This is a genomic window from Kitasatospora sp. NPDC028961 (assembly GCF_055564815.1).
Map to the genome: position 1 here is coordinate 62965 of NZ_JBVHVO010000005.1, position 15646 is coordinate 78610.

Annotated in this window: 13 protein-coding genes; 10 read left to right on the forward strand and 3 right to left on the reverse strand. The window is 74.2% G+C overall.

Translation table 11 applies throughout. The annotated features are described in order from the left end of the window. The first annotated feature begins 46 nt into the window (after positions 1 to 46). The 6 genes from ACZ4UX_RS12660 to ACZ4UX_RS12685 all read left to right on the forward strand — a co-directional run bounded on the left by ACZ4UX_RS12660 (position 47) and on the right by ACZ4UX_RS12685 (position 8124). Positions 47 to 685, forward strand: a complete 639-nt coding sequence (locus ACZ4UX_RS12660; RefSeq protein ID WP_329489499.1) for a PadR family transcriptional regulator — start codon at positions 47 to 49, stop codon at positions 683 to 685. A gap of 73 nt (positions 686 to 758) precedes the next feature. Next, positions 759 to 1532 (forward strand): ABC transporter ATP-binding protein, encoded by a 774-nt coding sequence (locus ACZ4UX_RS12665; RefSeq protein ID WP_329489500.1) that lies wholly within the window; start codon positions 759 to 761, stop codon positions 1530 to 1532. Continuing rightward, positions 1529 to 4417 carry an FtsX-like permease family protein gene (locus ACZ4UX_RS12670; protein ID WP_465706630.1) on the forward strand — a complete coding sequence of 963 codons (2889 nt, stop codon included), beginning with the start codon at positions 1529 to 1531 and terminating at the stop codon, positions 4415 to 4417. Before ACZ4UX_RS12665 ends, ACZ4UX_RS12670 begins: the two co-directional genes overlap by 4 nt. A 139-nt stretch (positions 4418 to 4556) precedes the next feature. Next, positions 4557 to 5969 carry a dipeptidase gene (locus tag ACZ4UX_RS12675; RefSeq protein ID WP_352295766.1) on the forward strand — a complete coding sequence of 471 codons (1413 nt, stop codon included), beginning with the start codon at positions 4557 to 4559 and terminating at the stop codon, positions 5967 to 5969. A gap of 81 nt (positions 5970 to 6050) precedes the next feature. Further along, a complete protein-coding gene (gene nudC, locus ACZ4UX_RS12680; protein WP_465706631.1) occupies positions 6051 to 6992 on the forward strand; it encodes an NAD(+) diphosphatase in 942 nt (313 codons plus the stop codon). Positions 6993 to 7269: 277 nt separating this feature from the next. Further along, a complete protein-coding gene (locus tag ACZ4UX_RS12685; protein ID WP_465706632.1) occupies positions 7270 to 8124 on the forward strand; it encodes a GntR family transcriptional regulator in 855 nt (284 codons plus the stop codon). 35 nt (positions 8125 to 8159) lie between these two features. On the opposite strand, the gene ACZ4UX_RS12690 is transcribed toward ACZ4UX_RS12685, so the two are convergent. Then, on the reverse strand, positions 8160 to 8417 hold the full coding sequence (locus tag ACZ4UX_RS12690) for a mycoredoxin (protein WP_329489505.1): 258 nt from the start codon (positions 8415 to 8417) through the stop codon (positions 8160 to 8162). Between the two features lie 189 nt (positions 8418 to 8606). Here ACZ4UX_RS12690 and ACZ4UX_RS12695 point away from each other — a divergent pair, with 189 nt between their 5' ends. The 4 genes from ACZ4UX_RS12695 to ACZ4UX_RS12710 all read left to right on the forward strand — a co-directional run bounded on the left by ACZ4UX_RS12695 (position 8607) and on the right by ACZ4UX_RS12710 (position 12549). Beyond that, positions 8607 to 10838, forward strand: a complete 2232-nt coding sequence (locus ACZ4UX_RS12695) for an ATP-dependent DNA helicase UvrD2 (RefSeq protein ID WP_465706633.1) — start codon at positions 8607 to 8609, stop codon at positions 10836 to 10838. Positions 10839 to 11134: 296 nt separating this feature from the next. Further along, a complete protein-coding gene (locus ACZ4UX_RS12700) occupies positions 11135 to 11617 on the forward strand; it encodes a hypothetical protein (RefSeq protein WP_465706634.1) in 483 nt (160 codons plus the stop codon). A gap of 168 nt (positions 11618 to 11785) precedes the next feature. Beyond that, positions 11786 to 12154 (forward strand): WhiB family transcriptional regulator, encoded by a 369-nt coding sequence (locus ACZ4UX_RS12705; protein ID WP_380388088.1) that lies wholly within the window; start codon positions 11786 to 11788, stop codon positions 12152 to 12154. A 149-nt stretch (positions 12155 to 12303) separates the two neighbouring features. After that, the gene (locus ACZ4UX_RS12710) at positions 12304 to 12549 is read left to right on the forward strand and encodes a Clp protease/crotonase-like domain-containing protein (RefSeq protein WP_380388100.1); all 246 of its coding nucleotides are present in this window, start codon (positions 12304 to 12306) and stop codon (positions 12547 to 12549) included. A 90-nt stretch (positions 12550 to 12639) separates the two neighbouring features. Here the strand turns inward: ACZ4UX_RS12710 and ACZ4UX_RS12715 are convergent, their stop codons facing one another. After that, positions 12640 to 14031, reverse strand: a complete 1392-nt coding sequence (locus tag ACZ4UX_RS12715) for an ABC1 kinase family protein (protein WP_359803250.1) — start codon at positions 14029 to 14031, stop codon at positions 12640 to 12642. Between the two features lie 140 nt (positions 14032 to 14171). Then, on the reverse strand, positions 14172 to 15257 hold the full coding sequence (locus ACZ4UX_RS12720; RefSeq protein WP_465706635.1) for a ThiF family adenylyltransferase: 1086 nt from the start codon (positions 15255 to 15257) through the stop codon (positions 14172 to 14174). Between the last annotated feature and the right edge of the window lie 389 nt (positions 15258 to 15646).

Here is a 15646-nt window from a genome sequence, read left to right on the forward strand (position 1 = left end):
GGGCGCCGCTTGAGCCCGCCGGGCATACCGGGTATACATACTCGGTATGTCCATCCGTCACGGTCTGCTCGCCCTGCTCGACCAGGGCCCGCGCTACGGCTACCAGCTGCGCACCGAGTTCGAGGCGCGCACCGGTGCCACCTGGCCGCTCAACGTCGGCCAGGTCTACACCACCCTGTCCCGCCTGGAGCGCGACGGCCTGGTCGAGCCCGCGGGGGAGGACGAGGAGGGGCACCAGTTCTACGCGGTCACCGAAGCAGGACGCGCGGAGCTGCGCACCTGGTTCGACACCCCGGTGCCGCGGACCAGCCCGCCGCGCGACGAGCTGGCGATCAAGCTGGCCATGGCGGTCACCGTCCCCGGGGTGGACGTGCCCGCCGTCGTCCAGGGCCAGCGCCGCCACAGCATCAAGGCGCTCCAGGACTACACCCGGCTCAAGGCCCGCGCGCTGACCGGCGAGGCCCGCCCCGGCGGCGCCGGCCCGTCGGCCGCCCCCGGCGCCGACCTCGCCTGGCTGCTCGTCCTCGAACAGCTGATCTTCCAGACCGAGGCCGAGATCCGCTGGCTCGACCACTGCGAGACCCGCCTCGCCCAGCACGCCGAGATCGAACAGGCCCGGGCCGCCGAGGCCCGCGCCGCCGAGCCCGAGGTCGTCCGGCGCGGGCGGCGCCGCACCCGGGCCTGAACCCCGTACGGACTTCACGAACCACGGCCCGGCCGCCATCCGCGACCCCGGGCCCAGAACAGCAGGGGGAAGTGTGATCCACACCGATCCGAGCAGGCTCGGCACCGAACCGGTGCTGCACCTGGACAACGTCACCCGGGTGCACGGCCAGGGCGCGGCCGAGGTGCACGCGCTGCGCGGCGTGGACCTCCGGGTGCACCCCGGCGAGTTCGTCGCCGTGATGGGGCCCTCCGGCTCCGGCAAGTCGACCCTGCTGACGCTCGCCGGGGGGCTGGACACCCCGAGCAGCGGTCGGGTCCTGGTCGAGGGCACCGCCCTGGGCGGCCTCAACCGCAAGAAGCTGGCCGAGGTCCGCCGCCGTTCGGTCGGCTACGTGTTCCAGGACTACAACCTGATCCCGGCCCTCACCGCGGCCGAGAACGTCTCGCTGCCGCGCGAGCTCGACGGTCTCTCCGGCCGCGCCGCCCGCCGCGAGGCGATGACCGCGCTGGAGGAGCTCGGCATCCCCGAGCTCGCCGACCGCTTCCCCGACGACATGTCCGGCGGGCAGCAGCAGCGCGTCGCCATCGCCCGCGCGCTGATCGGCGACCGCCGGCTCGTCCTCGCCGACGAGCCCACCGGCGCCCTCGACTCCACCACCGGAGAGTCCGTCCTCGCCGTGCTGCGCGCCCGCTGCGACGCCGGCGCCGCCGCGATGATGGTCACCCACGAGGCCCGGCACGCCGCCTGGGCCGACCGCGTGGTCTTCCTCCGCGACGGCCGCATGGTCGACGAGAGCATCAGCCAGGACGCCGGCACCCTGCTGGTCTCCGCGGCCACCAACGCGAAGGGCCCGGTGGCGCAGTGAGGTTCAGCGCCTGGCGGGTCGCCCTGCGGATCGCCCGACGGGACGCCCTGCGCGCCAAGGGCCGCAGCGCGCTCGTGGTCGCCATGGTCGCGCTGCCCGTGCTCGGCGTCACCGGCGCCGACGTGTTCTTCCGCAGCGCCGAACTCGACCCCGTCGAGCGGATCGTCCGCACCATGGGCCAGTCCGACGCCGAGATCCACCTGGTCGACCGCGGCTCGATCATCCTGCAGGCACCGGACCCGGACCAGCCCTTCGACCTCACCGGCGCCGACGAGGCCAAGGTGGAGAACGGCCGGCCCCAGTACACGCCCGAACAGCGCCGCAGCCTCGACACCGAGCCGGCCGAACTGGTCAAGCAGCTGGTCCCGGCCGGCACCACGCTCGTCCCGCTGCGCGAGGGCCCGTTCGTCCCCACCAGCACCGTGCAGGGCCTGCTCAGCGTGCGGACCGCCGAGGCCGACCTGAACGACCCGGTCTGGAAGGGCCGGATCGACGTGGTCGAGGGCCGCGCCCCGAGCGCCGGCCACGAGGTCGCCGTCACCCGGGACTTCCTCGACCGCTCCGGCCTCAGGATCGGCGACCGCACCTCCCCGCGCGGTCTGGAGGCCACCCCCTTCACCATCACGGCCGTCGCCGAGTACCCCGGTGACCTGCGGGCCACCGGGCTGATCGCCCGCCCCGGCGCGCTGGTCGACCCGCTGATGAAGCTGCCCGGCGCCGACAAGGGCCTCGGCCGCTCCGCGCTGGGGGAGAGCGCCCGCTGGCTGGTCAAGCTCCCGGCCGGGGCCGCGATCGACTGGCCCAAGGTGACCGAGTTCAACAAGTACGGCTTCACCGTCGCCTCCCGCAGCGTGCTGCTCGACCCGCCGGCCCGTTCCGAGGTGCCGCTCTACGCCCAGAAGGGCCAGAGCAGCGGCGGTACCCCCTACCTCGACCGGACCTCCGTCGTCATCCTCGCCACCGTGGTCGGCATGGCGCTGCTGGAGATCGTGCTCCTCGCGGGCCCCGCCTTCGCCGTCGGCGCCAGGCGCTCCCGGCGCCAGCTCGGGCTGCTCGCCGCCGGCGGCGGTAACCGGGCCGACGTCCGCGCGGTCGTCCTCGGCGGCGGGGTCGTGCTCGGAGTCACCGGCGCCGCCCTCGGTCTGGCCGTCGGCGTCGGCCTGGTCGCGGTGCTGCGCACCCAGGCCGAGAACTACGCCGGCGAGCGGTTCGGCCACTTCGACCTCCAGCCGCTCGACCTGCTCGGCGTCCTGGGCATCGGCCTGGTCACCGGTCTGCTCGCGGCCGTCGTCCCGGCCGTCCAGGCCTCCCGGCAGGACGTCGTCGCCGCGCTGACCGGCCGTGACTCGCTCAAGCCGCCGAGCCGCAAGCTCGCGCTGCTCGGCCTGCTGATGGTGGGCGGCGGCGCCGCGCTCGCCCTGCTCGGCGCGACCAGCGGCTTCGGCAACCGCAGTACGGCCGTGCTCGGCGGCTCGATGATCGCCGAACTCGGCATGGTCGCCCTGACGCCCTACCTGGTCGGCCTGTTCGGGCGGATCGGCCGCTGGCTGCCGCTCGGCCCCCGGCTCGCGCTGCGCGACTCGGTCCGCCACCGCGGACGCACCGCCCCCGCCGTCGCGGCGGTGATGGCCGCCGTCGCCGGCTCGGTCGCCGTCGGCATCTACACCGCCAGCAGCCATGAGGAGCACCGCCGGGAGTACGTCGCCGCCGCGCCGGCCGGCGCGGTCACGGTGAGCAGCGGCTGGGGCTCGGCCGCCGACGGAAAGCTGCTGCCCCAGCTGCGCGGCGCCGTCGAGAGCAACATCCCCGACCTCGGCCGGCGCGCCGACGTACAGGAGGTCGGCCTCAAGGGCGACTGCGACCGGACGCACGGCAACTGCGGCTACGTCACCACCGAGCTGCCGAAGGAGCTGCGCTGCCCGCTGTTCGACAAGGGCAGCGAGGCCATCGCCCCGGCCGAGGCCGAGCGGCTCCGCAAGGAGGACGCGCGCTGCAGGGCGAACCACTCCTACCGGGTCAACCCGTTCGGCATGGTGGCCGCCGGGGACGCCACCCTGCTGCGCAACCTGTTCGGTGTGGACGACCCGGCCGCCAGCCAGGCGCTGGCCGCCGGCAAGGCCGTCGTGTTCGACGCCGACTACGTCAAGGACGGCAAGCTCGTCGTGAGCGTGACGGAGCCGGCCGAGGAGCAGTCGAACAAGCTGAACGCCTCGCCCGTGCACGACACGCCCAGCCACGAGATCGCCGTCGACGCGGTGCTGTTCCGCGCCGTCGTCCCGACCGGTGGCCAGGCCCTGGTGAGCCCGGAGACCGCCGGCCGGCTCGGGCTGGGCACCCATGACGCCGGCTCGGTCTGGCTGCCCGCCAAGGCGCCGTCCGACAGCGCCGAGCAGAAGGCGACGGCGGCGATCGACAAGCTCGCCGACGGCACCCAGTTCGGGGTCGAGCGCGGCTTCCGGTCCAACGACGACCTGGTCAGCCTCGGTCTGACGGGCTTCGCCGCCCTGGTCGCGCTCGGCGCCGCCGGCATCGCCACCGGGCTCGCCGCCGCCGACTCGCAGCGCGACCTGACCACCCTCGCGGCGGTCGGCGCCGCGCCGCGGATCCGCCGCAGCCTCTCCGGCTTCCAGTGCGGGGTGATCGCCGCGATGGGCACCCTGCTCGGCGTGGTCGCCGGGGTGGTCCCGGCGGTGGCCCTGCGCAAGGTGGAGGGCGTGTCCGTCTCCTACCCGGGGATGTCCCCCGAGGAGACGGCCGACCACAGCGTGATCGTCTTCCCGTGGCTCGACATCGGCGTCACCGTGATCGTCCTGCCGCTGCTCGCGGTGGGGCTGGCCACGCTGCTCACCCGCTCGCGGATCTCGCTGCTGCGCCGCTCCGGCTGACCGCGCGTTCCCCGTGTCCCCCGTCACCCCCGGCCGCCGCCCCCGTGCGGCCGGGGGTGACGGACGTTACAGGCCGTCCGGCGCCCGGTGGCCGGACGGCCGGGGCGGGCACCCGCACGGGCGAACTAAAGTCGTCCGTATGACGAGAACCCCGGACAGCGTCGTCCGCTCCTTCATCGACCGGCACCAGGCCGAGTTCCTGGCCGACCTCTCCGACTGGCTGGGCATCCCCTCCGTCTCGGCCGAGCCCGAGCGGGCCGGTGAGGTCCGCCGCTCCGCCGAGTGGCTGGCCGCGAAGCTGGGCGGGACCGGGTTCCCGGTGGTCGAGGTCTGGGAGACGGACGGCCTGCCGGCGGTGTTCGCCGAGTGGCCGTCGGGGGACGCGTCCGCGCCGACCGTCCTGGTCTACGGGCACCACGACGTGCAGCCCGCCGCCAAGGAGGACGGCTGGGCGACGGAGCCCTTCGAGCCGACCGTGGTCGGCCGGCAGCTGTTCGCGCGCGGGGCCGCCGACGACAAGGGGCAGGTGTTCTTCCACACGCTCGGGGTCCGCGCCCACCTGGCCGCCACCGGGCGCACCGCGCCGGCCGTCAACCTCAAGCTGCTGATCGAGGGCGAGGAGGAGTCCGGCTCGCCGCACTTCCCCGCGCTGGTCCGCCGGGAGGCCGGGCGGCTGGCCGCCGATGTGGTGATCATCTCGGACACCGGGATGTGGTCCGAGACCACGCCGACGGTCTGCACCGGCATGCGGGGCCTGGCCGACGCCCAGATCGACCTCTACGGCCCGGACAGCGACATCCACTCCGGTTCCTTCGGCGGCGCCGTCCCCAACCCGGCGGCGGTCGCGGCCGAACTGGCCGCCGCGCTGCACGACGAGGACCGCCGGGTGGCCGTCCCGGGCTTCTACGACGGCGTGATCGAGCTGACCGCGCGCGAGCGCGAGCTCTTCGCCGAGCTGCCCTTCGACGAGGGGCAGTGGCTGAAGGTCGCCAAGTCGCACGGCACCCTCGGTGAGGCCGGCTACTCCACCCTGGAGCGCGTCTGGGCCCGGCCGACCGCCGAGGTGAACGGCATCTGGGGCGGCTACACCGGCCCCGGCGGCAAGACCATCGTGCCGTCCTCGGCGCACCTCAAGCTCTCCTTCCGGCTGGTGGCCGGCCAGGAGGTGGAGCGGGTCCAGGAGGCCGTCCGGTCCTGGGTGGCCGAGCGGGTGCCCGAGGGCATCCGGTACGCGCTGGAGTTCCCGGGCGCCACCCGGCCCTGCCTGACCCCGCTGGACCACCCGGCCCTGCGGTCCACCGTCCGGGCGATGGAGCGGGCCTTCGGGCAGCGGATCCTGTTCACCCGGGAGGGTGGTTCCGGCCCGGCCGCCGAACTCCAGGACGTGCTCGGCGCGCCGGTGCTCTTCCTCGGCATCTCGGTGCCCTCGGACGGCTGGCACTCGGTCGACGAGAAGGTCGAGCTCGACCTGCTGGCCAAGGGCGTGGAGACGACCGCCTACCTCTGGGCCGACCTGGCCGAGAACTGGCGGCCGGGCGGCGAGGCGGCGTGAAGGCCGCGGGGAGCCCTCCGCGGCCCGTCCTGGCGAACAGACCACTCATCCGGATGATTCATCACGTGGGGATGGAACGAAGTGAGCACCGTGCCTGAGACCGAACGCCCGCTGCCCCCGGCACTGGCCCGGGCCGGCGTCGACCGGGCGGCCCAGCACCGGTTCGACGAGCCCTGGCTGGCGGCCGCCTGGAGCCACCCGGCCACCAAGGTGCTGCCGATCGCCGGCGGTGAGGCGTTCGTGGTGGACACCGGGCAGGGCACCGAACTGGTGCTGATGCCCTCGTTCGAGGCGCCGCAGACCGGGGACCGCTACTTCCTCGGCACCGACGAGGACGGGGTGTCGTACTTCGCGCTGGCCGGCGAGAGCCTGCCGGGGCGCCTCGACGGCGACGCCCGCCCGGCCGGGCTGCGCGAGGTCGGGGGGATGCTCTCCGACCGGGACGCCGGGCTGCTGGTGCACGCCGTCGCGCTGGAGCACTGGCACCGGCTGCACAGCTTCTGCTCGCGCTGCGGGCACCCGACCGAGAAGGCCGGCGCCGGCCACGTCCGGCGCTGCACCTCCTGTGCGGCCGAGCACTACCCGCGCACCGACGCGGCGGTGATCATGATGATCACCGACGAGCAGGACCGCTGCCTGCTGGGCCGGCAGGCGCTCTGGCCGGAGGGCCGCTGGTCGACCCTGGCCGGGTTCGTCGAGCCGGGCGAGTCGATCGAGCAGGCCGTGGTCCGCGAGGTCTTCGAGGAGGCCGGGGTGCGGGTGGCCGAGGTCGCCTACGTGGCCAGCCAGCCGTGGCCGTTCCCGTCCAGTCTGATGCTGGGCTTCATGGGCAAGGCCGATCCGGACGGGACGGCCATCACCGTGGACGGCGAGGAGCTGGCCGAGGCGCGCTGGTTCTCCCGGGAGGAGCTGCGGGCCGGCATGGCGGCGGGCGAGATCCTGCCGCCGTCCGGGATTTCGATCGCCCGTCACCTGGTCGAACTCTGGTACGGGGAGCGGCTGCCTTCGGCGGCGCGCTGGTAATTCCGACAATCGGGGGCGTGCGGCTTATTGCCGCGCGCCCCCGATTTCGTTTCGTGCCCTCCGTCGCGCCGGTCATCCAGGGGCCCGGCACGGCCGAACGGGTGGTCCGGACGGATTTCGCGCCGGTCGGGCGCGCTGACGTTCGTATCCGGAGGGGCCGCCTCCTGCCGTGTTCCGGCGGGCCAGGGCGCCCGTCGTGGGCCCGCCGTCGCCGATCCGGGTCGACATTGTCGGAATCGGCTGAAACCGGGTCACCGCCCTCGCTACATTCACTCGGGTGACAATCCCCCGGGGCACCACCCAATCCCCCAAATACCAGCGCCTCGCCGCCGATCTGCGCCGCCGGATCGCCGAGGGCGAATTCACCGCCCAGGCCGCCCTCCCGGTCGAGAGCGAACTGGAGCGCCAGTACGGGGTCGCCCGTAACACCGTCCGGCTGGCCGTCGACGTCCTGGTCAACGAGGGCCGGCTGGTCCGGCTCCAGGGCAAGGGCACCTACCTCCGGGAGCACCCCGTCCTGGACCACCGCGCCTACGGACCGGCCCCGGCGCCGCGCGACCCGCTCGCCGGGCCGCGGGACTGCCTGGCCGTGCCCACCGCCGTCTACCTCGGCGAGGCCGCCGACGCCGGCCGGGAGCTCACCGTCGACTTCGAGATGATGATCGTCCGGGCCCGGGTCGACATCGCCGAGCGGCTCGGGCTCCGGCCCGGCGAGGCGATCGTGGTCCGCCGCCAGCTCCGGCTGCTGGACCGTGAGCCGTACTCGATCGAGGAGAGCCACTACCGGGCCGGCCTCGCCGCGGGCACCCCGCTGATGGAGCCCGACCAGATCGACGGCGGGGACGAGGCGGTGCTCGCCCTGCTCGGCCGGACCGAGATCGGGGCGGTGGACCACCTGGTGGCCCGGATGCCCGGCCCCGAGGAGGCGCAGTGGTTCCAGGGCGGCCCCGGGGTGCCGCTGATGGTCCAGACCCGGGTGACCTACGACCGGCGCGGCCCCGTCCGGGTCATCGAGACCCGCTACTCCGCCGACCGCAGCCGGCTGGTCTACGGCGTCGGCGACCTCGCCGCCCGGACCCAGCTGCCCGCACCCGCGGCGCCGGTGGACCCGGCCCGGGCCGACGCCCCCTGAGGTGCGCCGGCCCGGGCCCCGCGGGCCGTCGCGGGTCAGGCCGCCAGGGCCTTCTTGACCTGCATCAGGCTCGGGTTGGTCATCACGACCTGCTCGCCGCCGCCCGCCGGCGTCACCAGCACCGTCGGCACGATCTGGTTGCCGCCGTTCACGGACTCGACGAAGGACGCCGAGTTCGGGTCCTCCTCGATGTTGATCTCGGTGTAGCCGATGCCTTCACGGGTCAGCTGGCTCTTGAGTCGGTTGCAGTACCCACACCAGGTCGTGCTGTACATCGTCACGCTGCCGGACATCGAGGGGCTCCTTCGGGAAGAGGGCGTGCGGTCTCTGGGAGGAACGTCCGTCACGCAACGGTCATTCCGCGTGCGCCCGGCGTGAGATCGACCTCGCACGCCCGAGCGCGCACCGTTCATCCTGCGATCGCACCGGGCCTGTGGACAAGCCCGCCCCGGTTGTCGCACCGGGCTGAGAGGATGGAACGCATGCAGGAAGACCTCTTGAGCGGCAGCCCGTTCGACGACTACCGCGCCGCGTCCGGCCCCGACGCGGTGCTCGCCGGGCTCGACCCCGAGCAGCGGGCCGTCGCCACCGCCCTGCAGGGGCCCGTCTGCGTGCTCGCCGGCGCCGGCACCGGCAAGACGCGCGCCATCACCCACCGGATCGCCTACGGGGTCCGCAGCGGGGTCTACCAGCCCGCCCAGGTGCTCGCCGTCACCTTCACCGCCCGCGCGGCGGGGGAGATGCGCGGGCGGCTGCGCCAGCTCGGCGCCGAGGGCGTCCAGGCCCGCACCTTCCACGCCGCCGCGCTGCGCCAGCTCCAGTACTTCTGGCCGCGCGCCGTGGGCGGCCCGGTGCCGCAGCTGGTGGAGCGCAAGGTCCAGCTGGTCGCCGAGTCCGCCGCGCGCTGCGGGCTGCGCGTCCAGCGCACCGAACTGCGCGACCTCACCGCCGAGATCGAGTGGGCCAAGGTCTCCCAGATCGGCCCGGACGACTACCCGGCCGCGGTGCAGAAGTCGGCCCGCGAGGCCCCGCGCGACCCGGCCGAGATCGCCCAGGTGTACCGGGTGTACGAGGAGACCAAGAGCCGCCGCGGCGTCATCGACTTCGAGGACGTCCTGCTGCTGACCGCCGCGATCCTGGAGGACCGCCCGGACATCGCCGACCAGGTCCGCTCCCAGTACCGGCACTTCACCGTCGACGAGTACCAGGACGTCTCGCCGCTCCAGCAGCGGCTGCTCGACCAGTGGACCGGCCCCGCCGCGGGCAGCCTCTGCGTGGTCGGCGACGCCAGCCAGACCATCTACTCGTTCACCGGCGCCACCCCCGACTACCTGCTGAACTTCCGCACCCGCCATCCCGAGGCGACGGTGGTCAAGCTGGTCCGGGACTACCGCTCCACCCCGCAGGTCGTCCACCTGGCCAACGGGCTGCTCGCGCAGGCCCGCGGCCAGGCGGCCCGGCACCGGCTGGAGCTGGTCTCGCAGCGCGAGGCCGGTCCCGAGCCCGTCTACACCGAGTACGAGGACGAGCCGACCGAGGCCGAGACCACCGCCCGCCGGATCAAGGAGCTGCTGGCGTCCGGGGTGCGGGCCAGCGAGGTCGCCGTGCTGTTCCGCACCAACGGCCAGTCCGAGGTCTACGAGCAGGCGCTCGCCGACCTCGGCGTCCCCTACCAGCTCAAGGGCGCCGAGCGGTTCTTCGAGCGCCCCGAGGTGCGGGACGCCGGCGTGCTGCTGCGCGGCGCCGCCCGGGCCGCCTCCGACCCGCTCACCGACGGCACCCCCGGCCTCGCCGCGCAGGTCCGGGCGGTGCTCGCGACCCGGGGCTTCACCGCCGAGCCGCCGGCCGGCTCCGGCGCGGTGCGCGAGCGCTGGGAGTCGCTGGCCGCGCTGGTCCGGCTCGCCGAGGACTTCGAGCGCACCCGCACGGCGGCCGGGGAGCCGGCCGACCTGGCCGCGTACGTCGCCGAGCTGGACGGCCGGGCCGCGGCCCAGCACGCGCCCGCCGTCGAGGGCGTCACGCTGGCCTCGCTGCACGCCGCCAAGGGCCTGGAGTGGGACGCCGTCTTCCTGGTCGGCCTCACCGAGGGCACCATGCCGATCATCTACGCCAAGACGGACGAGCAGGTCGAGGAGGAGCGCCGGCTGCTCTACGTCGGCGTCACCCGGGCCCGCAAGCACCTCTCGCTCTCCTGGTCGCTCTCCCGCTCGCCGGGCGGCCGGGGCAACCGCAAGCCGACCCGCTTCCTGGACGGGCTGCGGCCGAACTCCGGCGCACCGGGCGCGCGCGCCGGGGGCCGGGGCGGACGCGGTGGCGTCGAGGCGGGCGAGCGCTCCGCCGGGCGCCGGGTGCGCGGCCCGGTCCGCTGCCGGGTCTGCGAGCGGGTGCTCACCGAGGCGGTCGAGCGCAAGCTGCGCCGCTGCGAGAGCTGCCCCTCCACGATGGACGAGGCGCTGTACGAGCGGCTGCGCGAGTGGCGGGCCGGGCAGGCGAAGAAGCAGGGCGCCCCGGCCTACGTGGTGTTCACCGACGCGACGCTGATGGCGATCGCCGAGGACGTCCCCGCGACCACCCAGGAGCTGGCGGTGATCTCGGGGGTCGGTGCGATGAAGCTGGACAAGTACGGGGCCGCCGTGCTCTCGTTGTGTGCGGGGGAAGAGCTCACGGAGGATCCGGTCGACGTCGAGGACGGCGATCCGGACGAACCGGCCTGAGCCGGTCCCGGGGAGGTCCCCGGGGCGGGCGGAGCCGATGCCCCGGGCTCCTTCGGAAGCCGTCGAGAAACTCGCCGGAAAAATAGTTTGCGCGCCGTACCGGGAGCGCAATAGCCTGCCGGAGCGGTCAAGGGGACGCGAACGCACGGGGTGACGCCTGTGCCATGTCCTCCTGGGCCCGACAGCTTCTCCGCACCACGTACCACCTGCATCACCTGCACCACCGAGACAGACATCCGAACAGTTCGGAGCCCGGGAAACCAGGCCCCGCGAGACGCCGAGAGGAGGCGAAGACAGTGGAAACCATCATGATCACCAAACTGACTGGCCAGACCGTCGTCGCCGCTGCCTCTCTGCGTGCCGCCCGCCTGCGGGCTCTCGCCGAGCTGGGTGGAACCGGTCTGGGTCTCGAAGCCGTGGGTGCCTCCGTCATTCCCGCTTCCGTCGCCTCCGTTGTCAGTGGTCTTGGACACACTGGCGTCTGCGGCGCGGATATCACGGGCGGTATTGACGGCACCTCTGTCGAGACCGGTCTGTCCCGTGGCTGGGCGGCCGTGAGCACGTCGCGCTCCCTGCGTGACGAGCGACCGACCCAGGCACCGAAGGCAGCCGTAGCCGCCGCCATGCATGGCGGCTATGCGCGGGTCATCGGTGCCGGAAACGCCCAGAAGCAGAACGAGCAGCAGATCAACGAGCAGGCCATGGCCGCCTTTACGGGAGCCACGGCCGTCCGGATGCGGGCCTTCCGCGGGCCTGAACCCTGGAGAGAACGAACCTGAGGAAGCCTCAGGTCGGCACCTCCAGGGCCGCGGAACCCGTCACACCGGGATCCGCGGCCCTTCTGTTTTGTCCGGTACGCAAGACCACCCAGGCCCTCCGGGGCCTCCGGCCCAGCCCCACCAGTCAGCTGAGCCGGACCCACTGAAAAGACGAGGAAGACGCCCACAGTGTCCACGGTCATCACGCCGCCCATCCCGTCCGTACCGCAGACAAGCCAGATCACCCCGGCCGACCAGGCCGACCCTCCGGAGGTTTCCCTGATGCAGATCACCACCATCGAGCAGGCCGAGGCGCTCGGTCTCCCCATCCCGTGCCGCGCCTTCGACCCGGAGGTCTTCTTCGCCGAGACGCCCGCCGACGTCGAGTACGCGAAGTCCCTCTGTGGCACCTGCCCGGTCAAGGACGCGTGTCTGACCGGTGCGCTGGAGCGGCGCGAGCCGTGGGGCGTCTGGGGTGGCGAGCTCTTCGTCCAGGGTGTCGTCGTGGCCCGCAAGCGGCCGCGTGGCCGCCCGCGCAAGACCGAGGTCGCAGCGTGAACCCCGCGCTCGGAGCCAAGGCCGTCCGCCGGGGAGAGCAGCCCCCGCTGGACAGCGCCCTTCGCCGCTCCGTGCGAATCGCCGCCGCCAAGGCCGACGCGGCCCGCACCGTCCACTTCCCTACGTCGCACCACGAGCAGGACCACGACATGACCCCCGCCGCCATTGACCCGACCGTCCGCGCCGAGCAGACCACCGAACTTCAGATCCAGAACAGGACCCTCGAGATGCAACTCCTCCACGAATCCCTGGCCCGTGCCCATATGCAAGAGCGCTTGCAAGAGGCCGAGCACGAACGGCTCGTCTCCCGGGTCGCCCGGGCCCGCCGGCTCAAGCTGAGGGCCGAACGGGCCTCGCTGCGGGCCCGCAAGGCCCTCGCCGTCGCGCTGATGTAGCGCGCCGGGACGTAAGAGTTCCACCCCCGTCGTGCCGCAGGCCGCCCCCCGAACCGGGGGGCGGCCTGCGGCCGTTGCTGCCCGGACCGGTCAGGGCTTCTTGACAGCCTTGGTGGCCCTGGTGGCGGTGCGCGCCTTCGGCGGGGTGGCGGGGCGCTCCTCGAACTCCGGGAGCCACCGCCGCATCTCCGCCCGGAACGGCGCGTTGGCGCCCAGCTGGCAGAGCACCCCGATGGTGCTCAGCGTGACCCGGTGGATCAGCAGGTACGCCGGGGGCAGGTTGAGCTGCTTGCCCAGGTTGTAGGCGGGCGACCGCGGATCGGCGATCCGCGCGGCCTGGGCCCGCATCCAGGCCCGGGTGAAGTGGAAGGTGTCCACCGCCGCCGGCTCGATGATCGGGACGAGGTAGTCCAGCACCGCGTCGGGGTCCAGCTCGATCGAGGGCTTGACGAAGCCCTCCTCGCGCAGCATCTCCAGCACGCCCGCGGCGTCGCCCGCGAGGGCCATCCGCAGGGAGGCGCCGATCGGGGCGGGCAGCCCGCCCGGCAGCCGGTCGACGGTGCCGAAGTCCAGCACCCCGAGCCGCCAGCCGGCGACCGGGCCGTCGTCCTTGAGCAGCCGGAAGTTGCCCGGGTGCGGGTCGGCGTGCAGCAGACCGGTCCGGGACGGGCCGGCGAACAGGAACCGGGCCAGCAGGTGCCCGGCCCGGTCGCGCTCCTCCTGGGTGCCGCCGGTGATCACCTCGGCCAGCGGGGTGCCGTCCATCCACTCGGTGACCAGCACCTGGTCGGCCTGCGCGACCACGCCGGGCACCTGGATGTCCGGGTCGCCCGCGAACTCCTCGGCGTGCCGGCGCTGGGCCTGCGCCTCCAGCTCGTAGTCCAGCTCCTCGGCGACCCGCTCGCGCAACTCGGTGATCAGCGGCTTGATGTCGAGGCCGGGGATGAGCGGGCCGAGCAGCCAGGCCACCCGGCTCAGCTGCGTGAGGTCCGCCAGCAGGGCGTCGCCCGCGCCCGGGTACTGGACCTTGACGGCCACCTCGCGGCCGTCGTGCCAGACGGCCCGGTGCACCTGCCCGATCGAGGCGGCGGCCGCCGGCCGGTCGTCGAACTCCCGGAACAGCTCCCGCCAGCCTTCGCCGAGGCGCTCCGCGAGCGCGGTGTGGACCTTGGCGGCGGGCATCGGCGGGGCGGCGTCCTGCAGTTTGGTCAGGGCCGCCCGGTAGGGCCCGGCGACCTCCTCGGGCAGCGCGGCCTCGAAGACGGACAGCACCTGCCCGAACTTCATCGCCCCGCCCTTGAGCTCGCCCAGGACCTTGAAGAGCTGGTCGGCGGTGGCCTGCTGGAGCTCGGCCGTCACCACCTCGGCGGAGCGCCCGCCGATCCGCTTCCCCAGCCCGAGGGTGGCCCGCCCGGCGATTCCCAGCGGCAGGGCTGCGAGCCGTGCCGTGCGGGTCATTGCCTTGCGCGGAAGATCGCTCACCCGGGCCTCCAATCCACACGCCCCCGGCACCCCACGACCGGGGGCCGACCATCACTACGCCATTGTGCCCGCTCGCCGCCCCGGTCCCGGCCCCCTTTTCCGACCTGTCGTGCGGCGGTCGCCGCGGCGCCCCGCCGCGGTCATCCCGGCGGCTGCGGTTGCCAGAGGCAGCCGCAGTCGGGGTGGCCCTTCAGCCGCAGCCGCCGGGACATGCCGTCGACGGCCGAGAGTTCGCACCAGCCGTCGAGGCTCGGCGGCCGGCCGCCGTCCAGGTAGACCTGGGCGTGGAGGGCGGCGAGGCCCGCCACGGCCGTGGCCAGGCCGGTGTCGCAGGCGGGGGTGCGGGCCCGGCCGGGGCCCTCGTCGGCGAGCTGGGCCAGGATCCGGGGCGAGGCCGGATCCTCGTCCTCGCGGGCCAGTACCAGGCAGTGGCCGCAGGCCGAGACACCCGGCACGACGAGCGGGCCGACCACGCCGAACTCCTCCACCACCCCGACGTACAGGTGCGGCACCCCGGCCCGCAGCAGCTCCCTGGCCTCGGCCGCGCCGCCGGCGAAGGCACCGCTGCCGTCCCTCGGCGCCAGCACCACCAGGTCGAGGTCCCGCGCCGAGGGGCGGCGGGTGTCCGGAGCCGTGCGGCGGGCCGAGGCCCGCCGGACGGCGTCGCGGGCCGCGGTGGACCGGAGCCGCCCGACCTCGCCGGGCGGCAGGCCGGCGGGGGAGCAGTCCGCGGGCCGCACCCGGCCGGTGTCGGTGACGGTGACCGCCCCCGTACCGGCGGCCGCCAGGACGGCGGCGATCGCGGCGCCGACCCGGCCGGCCCCGCGCACCTCGACCCGGTGGTCGGCCCGGCGGCCGAGGACGGCGGGGGCGGCGCCGGGGGCGGAGTGCACCAGGGAGAGCGAAGCGAGGTCCGGGCCGAGCAGCTCCCGGTGCGGCTGCGGGAAGCGGGCCAGCGCACGGCCCGCCGTCTCGGCGTCGTCGAGCAGCCCGGTCCGCTCCAGCTCGTCCAGCAGCGCGCCGGTCGGCTCGCGCCCGAGGCCGGCCCGCTCGCCGGCGGCCAGCAGCGCGGGCCGGTCCCGCGTCCCGTCGAGCAGGCCGAGGAAGTCGCAGCGGGCCCGGTCCGCGCGTTCGACCACCCCGGCGTACCGGCGGACGGTGCCGAACTGCAGGGTCTCGGAGTCCCGCCAGCTGCGGGAGAGGGCGGGCTTCAGCAGGAGGCGCACGGTGGATTTCCTTCCGATCGTTTCCGGACGGCCGGGGCCAGCCTGCCCGATCGGCGCGGATCCGTGCCCGGCGTTGTCCACAGGCACGGGCACATGATCGAATGATCCGTTCGCATGCCCTGTGGATAACCTGCCGGCCGGTACGGGGTCGCATTCCGGACACCCGCCGTCGGCCTTTCGTTCCCGATCACTCCACGAAAGATTTCGGCCATGGCAGCGGACTTCTGTCAGTGGTACCGGGTAACGTCGTGTGCCATGGCAGCCGAACGGGACTCCCATCCCCCGGCGTCGCGTCGGCGTGCCCGTGCAGCCTCCGGGTCCCAGGTCGCGACGCCGAGCACGCGCGGGCGCCCGGACCAACAGCCCGGATCGGCGCCCGCGCAGCCCCC

Coding starts and splice junctions, on each gene's coding strand:
- ACZ4UX_RS12660 (WP_329489499.1), top strand. CDS start 47: ATGTCCATCCGTCACGGTCTGCTCGCCCTGCTCGACCAGGGCCCGCGC.
- ACZ4UX_RS12695 (WP_465706633.1), top strand. CDS start 8,607: ATGCAGGAAGACCTCTTGAGCGGCAGCCCGTTCGACGACTACCGCGCC.
- ACZ4UX_RS12690 (WP_329489505.1), bottom strand. CDS start 8,417: ATGTCCGGCAGCGTGACGATGTACAGCACGACCTGGTGTGGGTACTGC.
- ACZ4UX_RS12710 (WP_380388100.1), top strand. CDS start 12,304: ATGACCCCCGCCGCCATTGACCCGACCGTCCGCGCCGAGCAGACCACC.
- ACZ4UX_RS12675 (WP_352295766.1), top strand. CDS start 4,557: ATGACGAGAACCCCGGACAGCGTCGTCCGCTCCTTCATCGACCGGCAC.